This is a genomic window from Streptomyces sp. WM6386 (assembly GCF_000972385.1).
GTDB lineage: Bacteria > Actinomycetota > Actinomycetes > Streptomycetales > Streptomycetaceae > Streptomyces.
In genome coordinates this window covers 51425-68504 of sequence record NZ_JXTE01000049.1, presented here as the reverse complement: position 1 = coordinate 68504, position 17080 = coordinate 51425, and the positions used below count along the sequence as shown (strand labels likewise).

The following is a 17080-nucleotide window of genomic DNA, read 5'->3' as shown; positions in this document are numbered from 1 at the left end:
GCGTGGGGGTGGCCGACGGCGATGGGGGTGGCGAAGTGACGGCCGGCGGGACGATCGCCTCGGGCGGCTGCACGACCTGGGCCGAGGACTGCTCGGCCGCGGCTCCCGGGACACCCTTGACGGTGCCGTCGGGGTCGAGGAAGGCGGGGTCGCCGCCGGGGACCATGCCCAGCTCACGGGCGCGGCGCTGGAGGGCGTCCGGGGCGGAGTAGGAGTCGATGTCCCGCTGGAGGGCCTGCTCCTGGTCGGTGAGGCTCTTGGTCTCCTTCTGGAGGTCGTCGAGTTTGAACGACCCTTCGGAGAGCGCGGAGTTCAGCACGAGGAGCCCGATGAGACCGCCGCCGAGGAGCAGGACGACGAGGAGTACGAACGGGGTGCGGGCGGCCTGTCCTCGGCCCCCCGTGGTCGGGAAGAGCCGTGCCAGACGAGCGGCCCGGCCCTTGAGTTCAGGTTTCCTGCTCACTGCACCTCCAGTGAGTCCGGTTTCCCCACTCGCTCACGCGCCCCAGCCCCCTCGTGTCCGTCATTCCAGCGCCTCCCTGATGCGCTCGGCGCCACGCAACCGCGCGGGAGCCGCTCGCCGGTTCTCGGCGACCTCTTCCTCCGTGGGAAGTTCGGCACCGCGCGTGAGCAGCTTGAGCCGCGGCTGGTACTGCTCGGGGACGACCGGCAGTCCGGGGGGCGCGGTGGTGGCGGCACCGGCCGCGAACACCTGCTTGACCAGGCGGTCCTCGAGCGAGTGGTACGACAGGACGGCGATCCGCCCGCCGACCGCGATGCTCTGAACGGCGGCCGGGATCGCCCGCTCCAGGACGGCCAGTTCACCGTTGACCTCGATGCGCAGTGCCTGGAAGGTGCGCTTGGCCGGGTTGCCGCCGGTGCGCTTGGCGGCCTGCGGCAGGGAGTCCCGGATCAGCTCGACGAGCCGCGCGCTGTGGGAGAACGGCTCCTTGTCGCGCTCGCGCACGATCGCGGACACGATCCGCTTGGCCTGCTTCTCCTCGCCGTACGCCCGCAGGATCCGCACGAGTTCGCCGGCCGGGTAGGTGTTGAGGACCTCGGCGGCGCTTACGCCGGTCGTCTGGTCCATGCGCATGTCGAGCGGGGCGTCCTGGGCGTAGGCGAAGCCGCGGTCGGCCTCGTCGAGCTGCATGGAGGAGACGCCGAGGTCGAAGAGGACGCCCTGCACGCGCGGGAGGCCGAGCCGGTCCAGTACCTCGGGCAGCTCGTCGTAGACCGCGTGGACGAGGGTGGCGCGCTCCCCGTACGGCGCGAGGCGCTCGCCGGACAGGCGCAGGGCCTCCTTGTCGCGGTCGAGGGCGACGAGCCGGGCCTCGGGGAACTGCTGGAGGAGAGCCTCGCTGTGGCCGCCGAGGCCGAGCGTGCAGTCGACGACGACCGCTCCGGGGGCCCGGAGGGCGGGGGCCAACATGTCCAGGCACCGCTGGAGCATCACCGGGACGTGTCGACTCTGGCTCAAGGGGCCCTCTCAGATCCGGCGAGGCGGTACGCACCGCCGGGTCCCCGCCCGCTCTGAAGGGGAGGCCTGCCGGCGCCGAAAGCGTCAGCCGGCCGGGAGCGGGAGGAGGCCGAGCCGTACGTGCGCGCCGCGCACGTGGGGAGATCCGGCGACCTGGCCGGTTTCTCCTGGGGAATTCAGTCCAGCAGGGAGACCTCGCCTCCCGCTTCGCGTCACTTTAGTCCACGGTGACTCGCGGTCAATCAACCGGCCTGCGCGTCGCGGCCCGGCTCCGGGACGGAGCGACGGACCCCGGAAAACACCCGCTCGGACGCATACCGCCCACTGTGGGTTACCTCACACGAAGGACGTGATGACGCTCTTTTTCCCATCTCACGACAGGACCGGGACGGCTGTGACCAGTACCGTCGTGGCTATGACGACTTCTGCATCCGGCGCCACCGCAACCGAAGGCGCCATACCGGGCGACACCGTCACCGACCGTCTCATCGAGGCGAACGAGCGGTACGCCTCCGCCTTCACCGACCCCGGCATGGACGCCCGTCCCGTCCTGCACGTGGCCGTGGTGGCCTGCATGGACGCCCGTCTCGACCTGCACAAGGCGCTCGGCCTGGAGCTCGGCGACTGCCACACCATTCGCAACGCGGGCGGCGTGGTCACCGATGACGTGATCCGCTCGCTCACCATCAGCCAGCGCAAGCTCGGCACCCGCAGCGTTGTCCTCATCCACCACACCGGCTGCGGTCTGGAAGCGATCACCGAGGACTTCCGCACCGACCTGGAGATGGAGGTCGGCCAGCGCCCGGCCTGGGCGGTGGAGTCCTTCCGGGACGTCGACCAGGACGTACGGCAGTCCATGCAGCGGGTGCGCACCTCGCCGTTCCTGTTGCACACCGACGACGTCCGTGGCTTCGTGTTCGACGTGAAGACGGGCCTGCTGCGCGAGATCGACCCCTCCTGACCCACCACCGAAGCTGTCGTTCTCCTGTTGATTTCCGGTTCAGGGGTGCCCAAAAGGTCGCAAGCCCCGACATATCGCGGGCAGTTGTCCACAGGCGAGTGACACGAATCGGTAACGGCAGCAAGAATGCGTGGATGGACGTCGCGCGGAACCTTTTCCGGGCGGTGTCCGTGATTCGGGGTGGGCCGGTCCGCAACGCAGAGCGTCGGCCCGGAGAAAGAACGGGCCGAGGAGGGCCGGGTGACGACCTATGACGATCGAGCGAGCCTCACAGATCTGACTGCCACTGTGGAGCGTGTCCGCAGTTCGGTAGAGGGTGTGATCGAGGGCAAGCCCGAGGTCGTACGGCTTTCGCTGACCGTACTGCTCGCCGAGGGGCATCTTCTGATCGAGGATGTACCGGGCGTCGGCAAGACCATGCTCGCGAAGGCACTGGCGCGGTCCATCGACTGCTCGGTGCGGCGTATTCAGTTCACGCCCGACCTGCTGCCCTCGGACATCACGGGTGTGTCCATCTGGGATCAGCAGCGCCGGGACTTCGAGTTCAAGCCGGGGGCGATCTTCGCGCAGATCGTGATCGGCGACGAGATCAACCGCGCCTCGCCGAAGACCCAGTCCGCGCTCCTGGAGTCCATGGAGGAGCGGCAGGTGACCATCGACGGGCAGACGTACGAGCTGCCGAGCCCGTTCATGGTGGTGGCCACACAGAACCCGGTCGAGATGGAGGGCACCTATCCGCTGCCGGAGGCCCAGCGCGACCGCTTCATGGCGCGCGTCTCCATCGGCTACCCCAGCGCGGAGGCCGAGCTGCAGATGCTCGACATCCATGGCGGAGTGAGCCCTCTGGACGACCTCCAGCCGGTGGCGCACGCGCACGACATCGTGAAGCTGGTCGACGCCGTCCGCGGCGTCCACGTCGCCGACGCGGTCCGGCGGTACGCGGTGGAGCTGGTCGCCGCCACGCGCACCCACCCCGACCTCAGACTCGGCGCCTCCCCGCGCGCGACGCTGCATCTGCTGCGCGCGGCGAAGGCGTCCGCCGCCCTGAGCGGCCGGGAGTACGCGCTGCCGGACGACATCCAGGCGCTCGCCGTGGCCGTCCTGGCCCATCGGCTGCTGCCCACCGCCCAGGCCCAGCTCAACCGGCGTACGGCGGAGCAGGTGGTGCAGGAGATCCTGCAGCGCACTCCGGTGCCCCAGCAGCAGGGCGGCACCGGGCTCGGGCACGGCACGCAGGCGTACGGCCAGCAGCCGCCGCGGAGGCTGTGATGACCACCGCCGCCGGTCCGGCCCACAGCGAGGCCGACCGGGGCGACAAGGGTGGGGTGCGCACCGCGCTGGCCGGTCTGACGACCCGCGGCCGCTCGTTCCTGGCCGCCGGGATCGCAGCCGCCATCTGCGCGTACGTCCTGGGGCAGAGCGATCTGCTCCGGGTCGGCCTGCTCCTCGCGCTGCTGCCGCTGGTCTGCGCGACCGTGCTCTACCGCACCCGCTACCGGGTGGCCGGCAGCCGCCGGCTCTCCCCCGCGCGCGTGCCCTCCGGCAGCGAGGCCCGTGTCCATCTGCGGATGGACAACGTCTCGCGGCTGCCCACCGGTCTGCTGATGCTCCAGGACCGGGTGCCGTACGTCCTTGGCCCGCGTCCCCGCTTCGTGCTGGACCGGGTGGAGGCGGGCGGCCGCCGCGAGGTGTCCTACCGCGTCCGCTCCGACCTGCGCGGCCGCTATCCGCTGGGCCCGCTCCAGCTGCGTCTGACCGACCCGTTCGGCATGTGCGAGCTGACCCGGTCCTTCTCGTCGTACGACACCCTGACGGTGATCCCACGCGTGGAGCCGCTGCCGCCGGTGCGCTTCGCCGGAGAGGCGAAGGGGTACGGCGACGGGCGGAACCGCTCGCTCGCCCTGGCCGGCGAGGACGACGTCATCCCGCGCGGTTATCGCTACGGCGACGATCTGCGGCGGGTGCACTGGCGTTCCACCGCGCGCTACGGCGAGCTGATGGTGCGCCGCGAGGAGCAGCCGCAGCGCGCCCGCTGCACGGTGCTGCTGGACACCCGGGGCCTCGCCTTCCGCGGCGCGGGCCCCGACTCACCCTTCGAGTGGGCCGTGTCGGGCGCGGCGTCGGCGCTGGTGCACATGCTCGAACGAGGCTTCTCCGTACGACTGTTGACGGACACCGGCAGTTCGGTGCCCGGCGAGGGCGCGGACGGCTTCGCGGGCGCGAGCCAGGAGTCGGCGGACGCGGCCGGGCTGATGATGGACACCCTCGCGGTGATCGACCACTCCGACGGCACGGGTCTGTCCCGGGCGTACGACTTGCTGCGCGGGGGCAACGAGGGACTGCTGATCGCCTTCTTCGGCGACCTCGACGAGGAGCAGGCCGCGGTGGCCGCCAAGATGCGTCAGCGCAGTGGCGGCGCGGTCGCCTTCGTACTGGACAACGGCGGCTGGGGGCGGGAACCGACCGATGTGGCCGGCCCGTTGGACAGGAGCGGGGAGCGGTTGCGGATGCTGCGTGAGGCGGGCTGGACGGCGCTGAGCGTGCCGCGGGGCGCCTCCTTGAGCGAGTTGTGGCGCCAGGCGGACCGCGAGCGCACCGGCATCGGTGCGACGAGCGGGCCGGGCAGTGAGGGGGCACGCGCATGAGCGGGCGGGCACGACTGGCGCTGTGTGCCTGGGCGGCCACCCTGATGGCGTCCTGCGCCCTGCTGCCCCTGGTCGAACCGGCCTCGTGGATCCTGCAGGCGGCCTTTCTGCTCGGTGTCCAGTCGCTGGTGGGCGCGGCGACCCGGCGGGTGCCGCTGGCCCGGCCGCTGACCGTGGCCGCGCAGGCCCTGGTCACGCTGATGATGCTGACCCTGGTCTTCACCCGCGAGCAGGCGGTCGCCGGGCTGGTTCCGGGTCCGGAGGCGTTCCAGCGGTTCGCCGATCTGCTCCAGCAGGGCGGCGACGACATCGCGCGGTACGCGATCCCGGCACCGCTGGAGTCCGACGGCATCCGGCTGATGATCCTCGGTGGTGTGCTGGTCATCGGCCTCGCGGTGGACACCCTCGCGGTGACCTTCCGCAGCGCGGCTCCGGCCGGGCTGCCGCTGCTGGCGCTGTACTCCGTCGCCGCGGGGCTGTCCGACGGCGGCGCCGACTGGCTGTGGTTCCTGGTCGCGGCGGCCGGCTATCTGATGCTGCTGCTGGCCGAGGGACGCGACCGGCTCTCCCAGTGGGGCCGGGTCTTCGGCGGGGCACCGCGCACCCCGGGCGGGGAGCCCGGCGTGGTGGCGCCGGTCCGCACCGGGCGGCGCATCGGCGCGGTCGCGCTGGGGCTCGCCCTGGTGGTGCCGGTCGCGTTGCCCGCGATGGACGGCGGCCTCCTGGACGGCACCGGGGCGGGTGTGGGCGGCGGCAGCGGGAGCGGTGGCACCATCTCCGCGGTGAACCCGCTGGTGTCCCTGCGCGACAACCTCAACGTGGACGAGGACCGCCAGGTCCTGTCCCTGCGCACCGAGCCCGAGGACCAGGGCAGCCTCTATCTGCGGATCGTCTCGCTGGACGACTTCGACGGCCGGACCTGGAAGTCGTCCGAGCGCAAGATCGTGAAGGTGCCGGACGAGTTCCCCACCCCGGTCGGTCTCGGCGCCGACATCCGGCGCTCCGAGATCACGACCCGGGTGACGGCCGCCAAGGACTACCGGCAGGACTGGCTCCCGATGCCGTACCCGCCGAGCGGTGTGCAGGTCGACGGGGACTGGCGCTACGAACCCGAGGGCATGACGCTCGTCGGCGACCACGACCAGAACACCGGCGGGTCGACGTACGAGGTCAAGAGCCTCGTCGTGCAGCCGACGGCGGAGCAGCTGTCGGCCGCCCCGGCGCCGCCCGGGGACATCAGGCGCGAATACACCGAGGTGCCCGACTCGCTTCCGGCGGTCGTGGCCACCACGGCTCGTGAGGTCACCCAGGGCTCCGCGAACCACTACGAGCAGGCGGTCAAGCTCCAGGAGTACTTCTCCCTGACCGGCGGTTTCCAGTACGACACCCAGGTGCAGGTCGGCTCCGGCTCCCAGGCGATCGCCCGGTTCCTGAAGGACAAGCAGGGCTTCTGCGTCCACTTCTCCTACGCCATGGCGGCGATGGCCCGCACCCTGGGCATCCCGGCCCGGATCGCGGTGGGCTTCGCGCCGGGTACTCCGCAGGCCGACGGCGCGGTGTCGGTGGGGCTGCGGGACGCCCACGCCTGGCCCGAGCTGTACTTCGAGGGCGTGGGCTGGACCCGCTTCGAGCCGACTCCGACCCGGGGCACCCAGCCCGAGTACACGCAGACGGACAGCCCGAACAGCAACCTGCCCGACCCGGGTGTCCCGTCCCGGTCGGCGAACGCCGCGCCTTCCACCGCCCCCTCGGCGAGCGAGAGCTGCACGGCGGAGCAGAAGAAGCTGGAGGCGTGCCCGAGCGAGTCCGCCGCGGCCCTGCCGGTCACGGACGGTGGTGGTCCGAAGTGGACCGTCGTGCTCGCATGGGTTCTCGGCGGGCTCGCCGCGCTGGCGATCCCACTGGCGCCGATGGTGTGGCGCCGCCGCACCCGGGCGGTGCGGCTGGGGGCGCACGGCCGCAGCGAGGCGGACGCGGCGCTGCACACCCTGGCGGTCTGGCTGGAACTGACCGATACGGCGTGGGACTTCGGGATCCTGCCGGACGATTCGCAGACCCCGCGCAAGGCGGCGGCGCGGATCGTGAGACTGGGGCACCTCGAACCGACGGCCGCGACCGCGGTGCACCGGGTGGCGGACGCGGTGGAGCAGGTTCTCTACGCGCCGCGGCCGCGCCCGACGGCGGGGCTCGCGGAGGACGTCCGGCGGGCGATCGCCGGACTGGCCGTCCCGGTGACCCGGCGTACGACGCTGCGGGCGATCTTCGCCCCGCGTTCAACCGTACGAGTGGTGTGGGCGGCCTCGGAGTGGTGGGCCGGTGTGACGGCCCGTGCGGCGGCGGCCAGGCCGACGCTGCGCAAGCAGCCGTCGGGCCAGGAGGGCTGAGCCCTCGGAGCAACGGCTGAGGCCCCGACCCGTGTGAGCGGGTCGGGGCCTCAGCCGTTGGATCGGGCGTGATCGGGCGATCGCCGAAGGGACGATCGGCGTCGCCAAAAGGGCGTGCGTGAGGGGGGACCGCCCGCCGGGAGGTCCCCCCTCACGCATCAGCTATTGGTCGAGCTATTGGCCGCCCTGCTCGTCGCGGCGCTTCTGCCAGCGCTGCTCGATACGGTCCATCATGGAGCGCTTCTGCCTGGCCTGACGGCGCGCATGCGGGGCACCGGCCGCGGGCTGTTCACCCGGCTTGGGGGCCTTGCGCCAGCCGGTCACGGCGAGTACCGCACAGCCCAGCATGACGAGGAAGCCCACCACGCTGAGCCAGACCTGCTTGGCGACCATTCCTGCCATGAGGAGCGCGATACCCACGAGGAAGCCCGCGACCGCCTGGTAGACCCGTCGCCGGGTGTACGTGCGCAGCCCGCTTCCCTCAAGCGCTGTCGCGAACTTGGGATCTTCGGCGTACAGCGCTCGCTCCATCTGCTCGAGCATTCGCTGCTCGTGCTCCGAGAGCGGCACGGAATCCTCCTCATCGTGCAGTCGCCGGGGCGACCCGGGGGGTCCCTTCAGGATAGGCAGGGAATCGCCCCCGTGAAACCCGCCCCTCTACGCCAATTGGCCAACCGGGATTCCGCCATGCACGTCCCGGCCCGCTAGATCTTGCATTCCCCAGCGGCCGACCCGTCATGCCGGACGGTCTCCCTCGATCATACGGCGCTGGACGCCCGATCGGGGGGCCTGTGGCGTACTCCATCTGCACCCAAGTCCCTGATCAGCGCTGCACCAGGAGAGCTGCCTCAGGCCTCGACGGTCCCTCGCGTCTCACCGAGCACGTGAAGCTGTGTGGCCACGGAGTGGAAGGCGGGGAGTTCGGCCGCCGCCTCCTCCAGCTTGAGTAGGGCCTCCAGGGCTCCGGGTTCGGTGTCGACCAGCACGCCGGGGACCAGGTCCGCGAAGACCCGCACTCCGTGCACGGCACCGACCTCGAGGCCCGCGCCCTCGACCAGTTCGGTGAGCTGCTCGGCGGTGAAGCGCCGCGGCACGGGGTCGCCGGTGCCCCAGCGTCCGTCCGGGTCCTCGAGCGCCTGCTTGGCCTCCTTGAAGTGGCCGGCGAGGGCGCGGGCGAGCACGGCGCCGCCGAGGCCGGCCGCGAGCAGGCTGAGGACGCCCTCGGAGCGCAGGGCGGCCACCACGTTGCGGATGCCCTCGGCTGCGTCGTCCACGTACTCCAGGACGCCGTGGCACAGCACCGCGTCGTAGGCGCCGCGCTCGACCACGTCGAAGAGCCCGTGGGCGTCGCCCTGGACACCGCGCACCCGGTCCGCGACGCCGGCCTCGGCGGCGCGGCGCTCCAGGGCGAACAGCGCGTTGGGGCTGGGGTCGACGACGGTGACCCGGTGGCCGAGACGGGCGACGGGCACGGCGAAGTTGCCGCTGCCGCCGCCGGTGTCGAGGACGTCCAGGGCATCCCGGCCCGTGGCCTTGACCCGCCGTTCGAGGGCGTCCTGGAGGACCTCCCAGACCACGGCGGTACGGAGAGAGGCGCGGGGTCGCAGCGGGTCCGACACGGCAGTTGACTCCTCGGCGCGGCACCGCCTCTTGCGCGGCGGAGCGATCGGTCTGCCCTCCCGGCCCGGGGTACCGGAGAAGGAGGGCTTCAGGCGCCCTCCACCCTATTGCCTCCGTCACCTCGCCCGACCACCGTGGCATCCGGGCGGCAGAGCCCGTGCCGTGCCTCAGGGATCAGCCCGCGTCCGGCATGTCCCGGCCCGTGTCGTGGTCGTCGGGCTCCGGCCGGTCCGTGTCCTGGCGGGGCTGGGGCAGGACCGGCTGGAGGACCAGCATCCGTTCGACGAGGCGCAGGAACATCGCCACGTCGCGTATGAGGTCGTCGGCGTCCCGGCGGCTGGCCGCACCCTGGATGCCGGCCTCGGCCCGGGCGCGGCGCCGGGCGCCGGCGGCGAAGAGCGCGCTCCACTCGGTGAGCTCGGGGGCTATTTCGGGGAGCACTTCCCAGGCGCTCCGGATCTTGGCCCGGCGTCGGGGCGAGGGCTCCGGACGTCCGAGCGCGGCGAGCACGGCGGCGGCGGTGCGCAGGGCGGCGAGGTGGGCCGTCGCATAGCGCTCGTTGGGTGTCTCCAGGACGGCGGCCTCGTCGAGTCCGGCACGGGCCTGGGCGAGCAGGTCGAGGGCGGCGGGCGGGGCCGTGGTCCGGCGGAGCACGGGGTGTACGTCACTCGCCGGTCCGGTCAGTGAGGGGGCAGGGCCGGTGGCGCGGCGCCGGCGGGCGGCTGCTGCGTGGTAGGTGGCCATGACGAACCTCCTGTCGTCTGTGTGACGGCACGTCCCGATACGGGATGCCGTATGTGCCCATCGTGAGGTATGCCACTGACAATCCGTTCTGACCTGGGCTTTTGCTTCGATCGAAGGTTCGGGTTAGTTTTTGCACTGACCAGTCAGTTCAAAAACTCCGGCAGTTCTGGACATCAGGGGGTGGGCTGTGTGGGCGGAGTAGCCGTCACAGCCGAGGGATTCGGGCTCAAGGGGCCGCGCGGCTGGGCCTTCCGCGGGATCGGCCTCGACACGGAGCCCGGTGCGCTGATCGCCGTCGAGGGGGCGTCGGGGTCTGGCCGTACGTGTCTGCTGCTCGCGCTCACCGGGCGGATGAAGGCGTCCGAGGGGACGGCGGCCGTGGGCGGGGCCCGGCTGCCGAAGCAGCTCGCGGCGGTGCGGCGCATGAGCGCCATCGCCAACGTCGCCGGTGTCACCGACCTCGACCCGGCCCTGACCGTCGGGGAGCATCTGCGCGAACGGGCGCTGTTGCAGCACCGGTTCGGCGACTCCCTGCGCGGGCTGCTGCGGCCGCGTGCGGAGCGCACGAACGAGGCGAAGCTGCGGATCGACACCGCCCTGAGCCTCGCCGGTCTCGACCGGGAGGCCCTGCCCAAGGGCTCCCGGACCGCCGTACGCGATCTGGAGCGGCTGGAGGCGCTGCGGCTGTCCGTCGCGCTCGCCCTGATCGGGCGGCCGCGGCTGCTCGGCGTCGACGACACCGATCTGAAGCTGTCCGACGCGGACCGGGCCGAGGTCTGGGCGCTGTTGACGTCGATCGCCGAGACGGGGACCACGGTCGTGGCGGTGTGCAGCGAGGCCCCCGAGGAGGCCGTGAAGGTGTCCACCCGAAGCACCCCTCAGGGCTCGGCTCAGAAGAATCAGAAGAAGGAGGACGCCGATGCGCTCGCCGCGACTGGCCGCGCTTGAGCTCCGGCGCTTCGGACGGGGGAAGCTGCCGCGGGCCGCGCTGGTCGCGCTGCTGGTGCTGCCCCTGCTGTACGGCGCCCTGTATCTGTGGTCGTTCTGGGATCCGTACGGCCGACTGGACCGCATCCCCGTGGCGCTCGTGAACGACGACAGGGGGGCGACCGCCGACGGGAAGAAGCTCGCGGCGGGCGACGACATCACCCGGGGCCTGCACGACAGCGACGTCTTCGAGTGGCACGAGGTGAGCGCCGCCGAGGCACGCGCGGGCGTGGAGGACGGCACGTACTACCTGTCGCTGACCGTGCCGACCGACTTCAGCGCGCGGATCGCGTCCAGCGCGGGCGACTCCCCCGCGACGGGCGCACTCCAGGTGCGGACCAACGACGCGAACAACTACATCGTCGGGCAGATCTCGCGCACGGTCTTCAGCGAGGTACGCCAGGCCGCGTCCACGAAGGCGTCGCGGTCCTTCCTGGACCGGATCTTCATCTCGTTCTCCGACATCCACGGCGCGACGGTCAAGGCCGCCAAGGGGGCCGACAAGCTTGAAGGCGGGCTCGGAAAGGCCGAGAAGGGATCCAAGGACCTCGCCGACGGGCTGAAGGACGCCAAGAGCGGCAGCGGCGATCTGGCCAAGGGGCTGAAGAAGCTCGACAAGGGCGCGGGCGGCCTGGAGGACGGCTCGCAGCAGGTCGCGGAGGGCACCCAGACGCTCGCCGACAAGGTCAACGGGGTCGCGGCGAAGGTGGGCCCCTTCCTGGAGGACAACGAGAAGACGATCGGTGACACCGCCCAGCTCGTCGCTGACTCCAGCAAGGCGATCCGCAAGCACCTGGACACCCTGGTGACGACGGCCCCCGTCGCCGCCAAGGGCGCCCGCACGGCCTATGACACGCTGGACGAGATCCATCGGACGCGCTGCGAGAAGGCCGTACTGCCCGACGCGGCCTGCGCCGACCTGGAGAAGGCCAAGGACGCGGCCGCCGACGTGTCGACCATCGCCGACGACCTCAACACCCTCGTGGGCGACCAGGGCGGCGACCTGAAGAAACTCGACAAGAACCTGGCCACCCTGCAGAAGCAGGCCCAGGCACTCGCCGACCGGGCGCCGCACCTCTCCGAGGACCTCGACGACGCCGTCTCCAAGGTCAACGAGTTGAACGAGGGCGCGGGAAAGGTCGCCGAGGGCGCCAAGAAGCTGCACACGGGGCTCGGTACGGCCAGGACCGGCGCCGGTGACCTGGACCAGGGGGTCGGCAAGCTCAAGACCGGCGCCGCCGATCTGAACGGCGGCATGTACAAGCTGGTCGACGGCTCCGGGAAGCTCTCGGACGGGCTGCACGACGGCGCCGACCAGATCCCCGACTACGGCAAGCGGGACCGCGACGAGCGGACCGAGGTCATGGCCGACCCCGTCCAGCTGGTCTCCAAGGACATGCACAAGGCGCCCAACTACGGCACCGGGTTCGCCCCGTACTTCATCCCGCTGTCCCTGTGGGTGGGCGCGATGGTGGCGTACATGCTGGTCGCACCGATGAACCGGCGCGCGCTCGGCGCGGGCGCCCCCGCGTGGCGGATCGCGCTGGCGGGCTGGCTGCCGGTGGCGGCGGTCGGGGTGCTCCAGACGGTGGCCCTGATGTCGGTGCTGCACTGGGCGATCGGCCTGCAGATGGTGCGGGCGGCCGGCACGGTGGGCTTCCTGTTCCTGGTGACGGCATGCTTCGCGGCGATCGTGCAGTGGCTGAACGCCCGCTTCGGGGCGGCGGGACGGATCCTCGTCCTCGCCTTCCTGATGCTCCAGTTGACGTCCGCGGGCGGCACGTACCCCGTGCAGACCAGTCCTGGCTTCTTCAACGCGCTCCACCCCTTCCTGCCGATGAGTTACGTCGTCGAGGCGCTCCGCAGGCTCATCACGGGCGGCGGTCTCGGTCCGGTCTGGCACGCGTGCGTGGTGCTCGTCGCCTTCACCGCGGGCGCGCTCGCACTGACCGCGCTGTCGGCCCGCCGCCGCCAGGTGTGGACACTCGACCGGCTGCACCCGGAGCTGAGCCTGTGACCTCGACGACCTCCGGGGCCCGGGCAGCTGTGAGAATCGGGGCCATGGAAAGCAGCAGCGGCAGCACGCGCCGCGAGGCCACCCGGCAGAAGCTCTACGAGGCGGCCGTCACGCTCATCGCGGAGCAGGGCTTCTCCGCCACCACCGTCGACGAGATCGCCGAGCGGGCCGGGGTGGCGAAGGGCACGGTCTACTACAACTTCGCGAGCAAGTCCGTCCTCTTCGAGGAGCTGCTGCGGCACGGCGTGGGACTGCTCACCGCCTTCCTCCGGGAGGCCGCGGAGCGGACGGCGCAGGACGGCGGCAGCAAGACGGACGCCCTGGACGCGATGATCCGGGCCGGCCTGGTCTTCATCGACCGCTATCCGGCCTTCACCCAGCTCTACGTGGCCGAGCTCTGGCGCACCAACCGGGCCTGGCAGTCCACCCTCCTGGTGGTCCGGCAGCAGGCGGTGGCGGTCGTCGAGGACGTGCTGCGCGAGGGCATCGCGAACGGCGAGTTCCACGAGGCGATCGATGTCTCCCTGACCGCGTCCGCCCTGGTCGGCATGGTGCTGGTGGCGGCCCTGGACTGGAAGGCGTTCCAGGCGGAGCGCTCGCTGGACGATGTGCACTCGGCGCTGTCACGGCTGCTGCAGGGACGGGTGAGCGGCCGGGGCTGAGCCGGCGGTACGCGCGCGTGGACAGACGAAAGCGCCGGTCCGCTGTGGCCGCGTCCCCCGCGGGCCACCTCGAACCGGCGCCTTCTCCTGCTCCCCCGTGTTCCCCCGTTGGACCCCCGTTCGGTCATTCCCCCGGGCCCCCCGTGCCTCGCTCCCGCCGGCTTCCGCCGACGGAAGGAGCGGATCCGGGGCGGCTCCGCTCCGGCGCCCCGTGTCGCCGGTGCCGAGCCGTTCCCCTTCTCCGTGGCTCCACTCTCTCGTTCGCGCAGGTCGGCCCCCATCCGCGCGCGTACTCATCTCGCCCACTAGGTACGGATACTCAGACCTGCGTACTCAGGCCCAGGACGCTCCGTTGCCCAGTGGTTACGATCGCCTCCGTGTCGGTACTCCCTCTCGTCTTCACCAGCGGCTGGGCCAGCGGAATCAACGCCTACGCCGTCGTGCTGCTGCTCGGCGTCTTCGGCGCGACCGGGCTGAGCGACGACGTCCCCGAGACGCTCCAGCGCCCTGAGGTCCTCATCACAGCCGGCGTGCTGTTCCTGTGCGAGGCGGTCGCGGACAAGATCCCGTACGTCGACTCGGCGTGGGACTCGGTCCACACGGTGATCCGCCCTGCCGCGGGCGCCTGGGTCGGTGCGGTGCTCGCCGGGCAGAGCGGTTCGCTCAACGACGCGGTCGCGGGTCTGGTCGGCGGTTCGACGGCGCTGGCCAGCCATGCCGTCAAGGCCGGGACGCGGATGGCGGTGAACACCTCGCCCGAGCCGTTGAGCAACGTGATCGTGAGCCTGGCCGAGGATCTCGGGGTCGCCGGGATCGTCACCTTCGCCATATTCCACCCGGAGGCGGCGGCGATCATCGCGGGCGTACTGCTGGTCGGCGGCCTGGTGATACTCGTCTTCCTGATCTCCCGGATCCGACGGTTCCTGCGCCGCCGGGCGCAACGGCGGGAGGAGAAACGGCTTGCGGGGCGGACGGGGCACCCACCGGGCTGGTGACCCCCCGCAGTCCTCCGACGCCGCCCGCGGCCAGGGCTGTCAGTGGTGGCCGATAAAGTCGCAGGCATGGCACGGATTGCGGTGATCGGCGCCGGGATGGGCGCGATGGCGGCCGCTGCCCGGCTGGCCGTCGCGGGCCACCGGGTGGCGGTGTACGAGCGTACGGAGACGTACGGCGGTGCGGTGCGCCGCCTCGAGCGCGACGGGTTCGCGTTCGACACCGGCCCGGGGCTGCTCACCCTCCCCGCGGTCTACCGCGATCTGTTCGTCAAGACCGGCAAGGAGCCGCTGGAGTCGGTCGTCGAGCTGGTCCAGGTCGACCCGTCGACCCGGCATGTCTTCGCGGACGGCACGGAGGTCAGTCTGCCGAACGCCTCCCGCGCGGGTGTCGTGTCGGCGCTGGACGAGGCACTCGGCTCCGACTCGGGCGCCCGCTGGGGCGACTTCCTGGTCCGGGCCCGCGAGGCCTGGGACCGCACGCGCAGGCCGCTCCTGGAGGAACCCCTCTGGCCGAACTGGTCGGTGCTGGCCGACCGCGAGCCCTATCCGTCGGTCCCCCACAAGAAGCTGCTCCGCACCCGCCGGGCCGGCACGCTCGCCGAGGTCGGCGCCTGGGAGCTGCGCGATCCGAGGCTCGTCGCCCTCCTGGAGAGCCATGCCCTCGCGTACGGCCTGGACCCGAGGCTCACCCCGGCGAGCGCGGCGGTGCTGCCGTACATGGAGCACGCCTTCGGCACCTGGTATGTCCGTGGCGGCATGCGGGAGTTGGCGCGCGCGGTGTACGAGCGGTGTGTGGCGCGCAGGGTGGAGTTCCACTTCGGCGCCGAGGCCACCGGTGTGCTGGAGAAGGACGGCCGGGCGGCGGGACTCGAACTGGCGGGGGGAGAAGCGGTGGCGGAGGCGGACTTCGTCGTCGCCGGTGTCGCACCCGACGTGCTGAGCCGCTGCGTGCGGGGCACCGCGGTGCGGGAGGACGGTGCGGTCCCTCCGCTGCGCGGGCTGCCGAGCCGTTTGACGGTGCTGGTGGCGCTGCGCGGCGGGCGCCCGGAAGGAGCGGCGCACCGGACGGTCGTGCACGCGGAGGACCGGGAGCGCGAGCTGGATCTGCTGTTCGGCTCGCCCTGGGGGCTCGACGCGCGCCCCACGCTCACCGTGCTGCGCCCCGACGACCCCGGTGTGGTCCCGGGCCCGGACCGTGAGGCGATCACCCTCACCGCCACCGTGCCCGCCTACGCCGGCCGGGCCTGGCCGGCGTCGGAGGTCTTCGACAGTCACGCGGACAAGCTGATCACCGCAGCCGAGCGTGCCGTACCGGACATACGCGAGCGCCTTCTCTGGCGCGAGGTGCGCGTCCCGGCCGACATCGAGGAGGCGACCGGCGCGGAGGGCGGCGCGGTCCCCGCCCCGGCTCTCGCCGCGGCCGAAGGACGCCTGCTGCACCCGGCGAACACCACCGGCCTGTCTGGTCTGTTCACCGTCGGCGGCTGGTCCCACCCCGGCGGAGGCCTCCCGCACGCAGGCATGTCAGGTGCGCTGGTGGCCGGATTGATCGTGGAGGGGCCGGAGTTCCGGGGCTCTCGGTGACCGCTGGTCAGAAGCGGTACTGCTCGTCGTAGCCGTTGCCCTGCTGGCCGTTCCCCTGCTGGCCGTTGCCCTGGTAGGGGTACTGCTGCTCCTGCGGGAGTTCGCCGCCGTATGTCTCGTCGGTGCGCTGCTGCGGGACCCACACGCCGCCGGCCGGGGTCTCGCCACCGTAGGTGGGGTTGCCGTACTGGTCCTGGCCGTAGGCCTGCTGGCCGTACTGCTGCTGACCGCCGTAGGACGTGTCGTAGCCGCCGTAGGTCTGGGTGCCGATGTACGGGTCGGAGTAGGCGGCGTACTGCTGCTGTCCGGCCATGTCGTAGCCGTACTGCTGCTGGTCGTAGCCGGTGTAGCCGTCGTAGCCGTAGTTCTGGTCGGCGCCCTGGGCGGCCGTGGCGTACTGGTCCTGGGCCTGTCCCTGACCGGCGTACGTGCCGTCGTTGTTGTATATGCCGTAGGAGCCGGTGTCGTCGGGCATCGGCTGCGGCTCGTAGACCTCGGCTGCCGCGGGGCGGGCGGGCGTGAAGACGTCGTCGCGGTCGTAGTCGTCCTGGCCGTAACCGGACGCGTTCGGGGCGTAGTTGCCCTCGTCGCCGTAGGCGGCGTCCGTCGCCTCGAGGTCGGAGACCTCCAGCGTCGGCTCCTCGCGGCCGCGTTCGCGGCGCCCGCCGCGCTTGCCGCCGACCAGGCCGCCCAGGGCTTCCGGCGGATTGACCGCCCAGCCCTGTTCGAAGCCACGGCGGAAAGAGAGGGTGACGTAGGTCTGGCCGACCGCGAAGGCGATGGCGCCCAGTCCGATGACGACCACCGAGGGGATGAGCACACCGAGTACGACACCCACGAAGCCGGCGAAGGCGAGCAGTCGCCAGCGGAGCCGCGCCTTGTACTGCAGCAGCACCTCGCCCAGCAGCCACAGCGCGACGATTCCGAACGCGATGTAGAGGACCGTCCAGCCCATGTACGCCCCTCTCCCAGTGACCGCTACGCAGTGTGTCGTATATCCG

At 71.8% G+C, this 17080-nt stretch carries 15 protein-coding genes; 9 read left to right on the top strand and 6 right to left on the bottom strand.

The annotated features are described in order from the left end of the window. The coding region (locus TN53_RS27035; protein ID WP_046261279.1) for a septum formation initiator family protein at nt 1-463 on the bottom strand (463 nt) is incomplete at its 3' end. 60 nt (nt 464-523) lie between these two features. Continuing rightward, nucleotides 524-1480, bottom strand: coding sequence for a 16S rRNA (cytosine(1402)-N(4))-methyltransferase RsmH (gene rsmH, locus TN53_RS27030; protein ID WP_095046753.1), 957 nt, complete (start codon nt 1478-1480; stop codon nt 524-526). A gap of 352 nt (nt 1481-1832) precedes the next feature. Here rsmH and TN53_RS27025 point away from each other — a divergent pair, with 352 nt between their 5' ends. The 4 genes from TN53_RS27025 to TN53_RS27010 all read left to right on the top strand — a co-directional run bounded on the left by TN53_RS27025 (nt 1833) and on the right by TN53_RS27010 (nt 7470). After that, on the top strand, nt 1833-2441 hold the full coding sequence (locus TN53_RS27025) for a beta-class carbonic anhydrase (RefSeq protein ID WP_095046752.1): 609 nt from the start codon (nt 1833-1835) through the stop codon (nt 2439-2441). A gap of 240 nt (nt 2442-2681) precedes the next feature. Continuing rightward, nucleotides 2682-3710, top strand: coding sequence for an AAA family ATPase (locus TN53_RS27020; protein WP_046261276.1), 1029 nt, complete (start codon nt 2682-2684; stop codon nt 3708-3710). After that, a complete protein-coding gene (locus TN53_RS27015; protein ID WP_046261275.1) occupies nt 3710-5086 on the top strand; it encodes a DUF58 domain-containing protein in 1377 nt (458 codons plus the stop codon). Before TN53_RS27020 ends, TN53_RS27015 begins: the two co-directional genes overlap by 1 nt. Further along, nucleotides 5083-7470 carry a transglutaminase TgpA family protein gene (locus TN53_RS27010; RefSeq protein ID WP_046261274.1) on the top strand — a complete coding sequence of 796 codons (2388 nt, stop codon included), beginning with the start codon at nt 5083-5085 and terminating at the stop codon, nt 7468-7470. The genes TN53_RS27015 and TN53_RS27010 overlap by 4 nt, the downstream gene beginning before the upstream one ends. Nucleotides 7471-7644: 174 nt before the next feature. Here TN53_RS27010 and TN53_RS27005 read toward each other — a convergent pair whose 3' ends face one another. The 3 genes from TN53_RS27005 to TN53_RS26995 form a co-directional block, all read right to left on the bottom strand. Beyond that, on the bottom strand, nt 7645-8040 hold the full coding sequence (locus TN53_RS27005; protein ID WP_046261273.1) for a DUF3040 domain-containing protein: 396 nt from the start codon (nt 8038-8040) through the stop codon (nt 7645-7647). Between the two features lie 278 nt (nt 8041-8318). Further along, entirely contained in the window at nt 8319-9089 is a 771-nt protein-coding gene (locus TN53_RS27000; protein ID WP_046261272.1) for a methyltransferase, read from the bottom strand. 175 nt (nt 9090-9264) lie between these two features. Then, nucleotides 9265-9834, bottom strand: coding sequence for an SAV_6107 family HEPN domain-containing protein (locus TN53_RS26995; protein ID WP_046261271.1), 570 nt, complete (start codon nt 9832-9834; stop codon nt 9265-9267). A gap of 189 nt (nt 9835-10023) precedes the next feature. On the opposite strand from TN53_RS26995, the gene TN53_RS26990 reads away from it, so the two are divergent. The 5 genes from TN53_RS26990 (at nt 10024) to TN53_RS26970 (ending at nt 16079) form a co-directional block, all read left to right on the top strand. Next, on the top strand, nt 10024-10782 hold the full coding sequence (locus TN53_RS26990; RefSeq protein ID WP_046261284.1) for an ATP-binding cassette domain-containing protein: 759 nt from the start codon (nt 10024-10026) through the stop codon (nt 10780-10782). After that, nucleotides 10754-12838: a YhgE/Pip family protein gene (locus TN53_RS26985; RefSeq protein ID WP_046261270.1), complete on the top strand. Its 2085-nt coding sequence runs from the start codon at nt 10754-10756 to the stop codon at nt 12836-12838. The genes TN53_RS26990 and TN53_RS26985 overlap by 29 nt, the downstream gene beginning before the upstream one ends. 44 nt (nt 12839-12882) lie before the next feature. After that, nucleotides 12883-13500 carry a TetR/AcrR family transcriptional regulator gene (locus TN53_RS26980; RefSeq protein WP_046261269.1) on the top strand — a complete coding sequence of 206 codons (618 nt, stop codon included), beginning with the start codon at nt 12883-12885 and terminating at the stop codon, nt 13498-13500. A gap of 377 nt (nt 13501-13877) precedes the next feature. Then, nucleotides 13878-14495 (top strand): DUF4126 domain-containing protein, encoded by a 618-nt coding sequence (locus TN53_RS26975; RefSeq protein ID WP_046261268.1) that lies wholly within the window; start codon nt 13878-13880, stop codon nt 14493-14495. A gap of 66 nt (nt 14496-14561) precedes the next feature. Further along, on the top strand, nt 14562-16079 hold the full coding sequence (locus TN53_RS26970; protein ID WP_046261267.1) for a phytoene desaturase family protein: 1518 nt from the start codon (nt 14562-14564) through the stop codon (nt 16077-16079). A 7-nt stretch (nt 16080-16086) separates the two neighbouring features. On the opposite strand, the gene TN53_RS26965 is transcribed toward TN53_RS26970, so the two are convergent. Continuing rightward, nucleotides 16087-17034, bottom strand: coding sequence for a hypothetical protein (locus TN53_RS26965; RefSeq protein ID WP_046261266.1), 948 nt, complete (start codon nt 17032-17034; stop codon nt 16087-16089). Nucleotides 17035-17080: the final 46 nt, after the last annotated feature.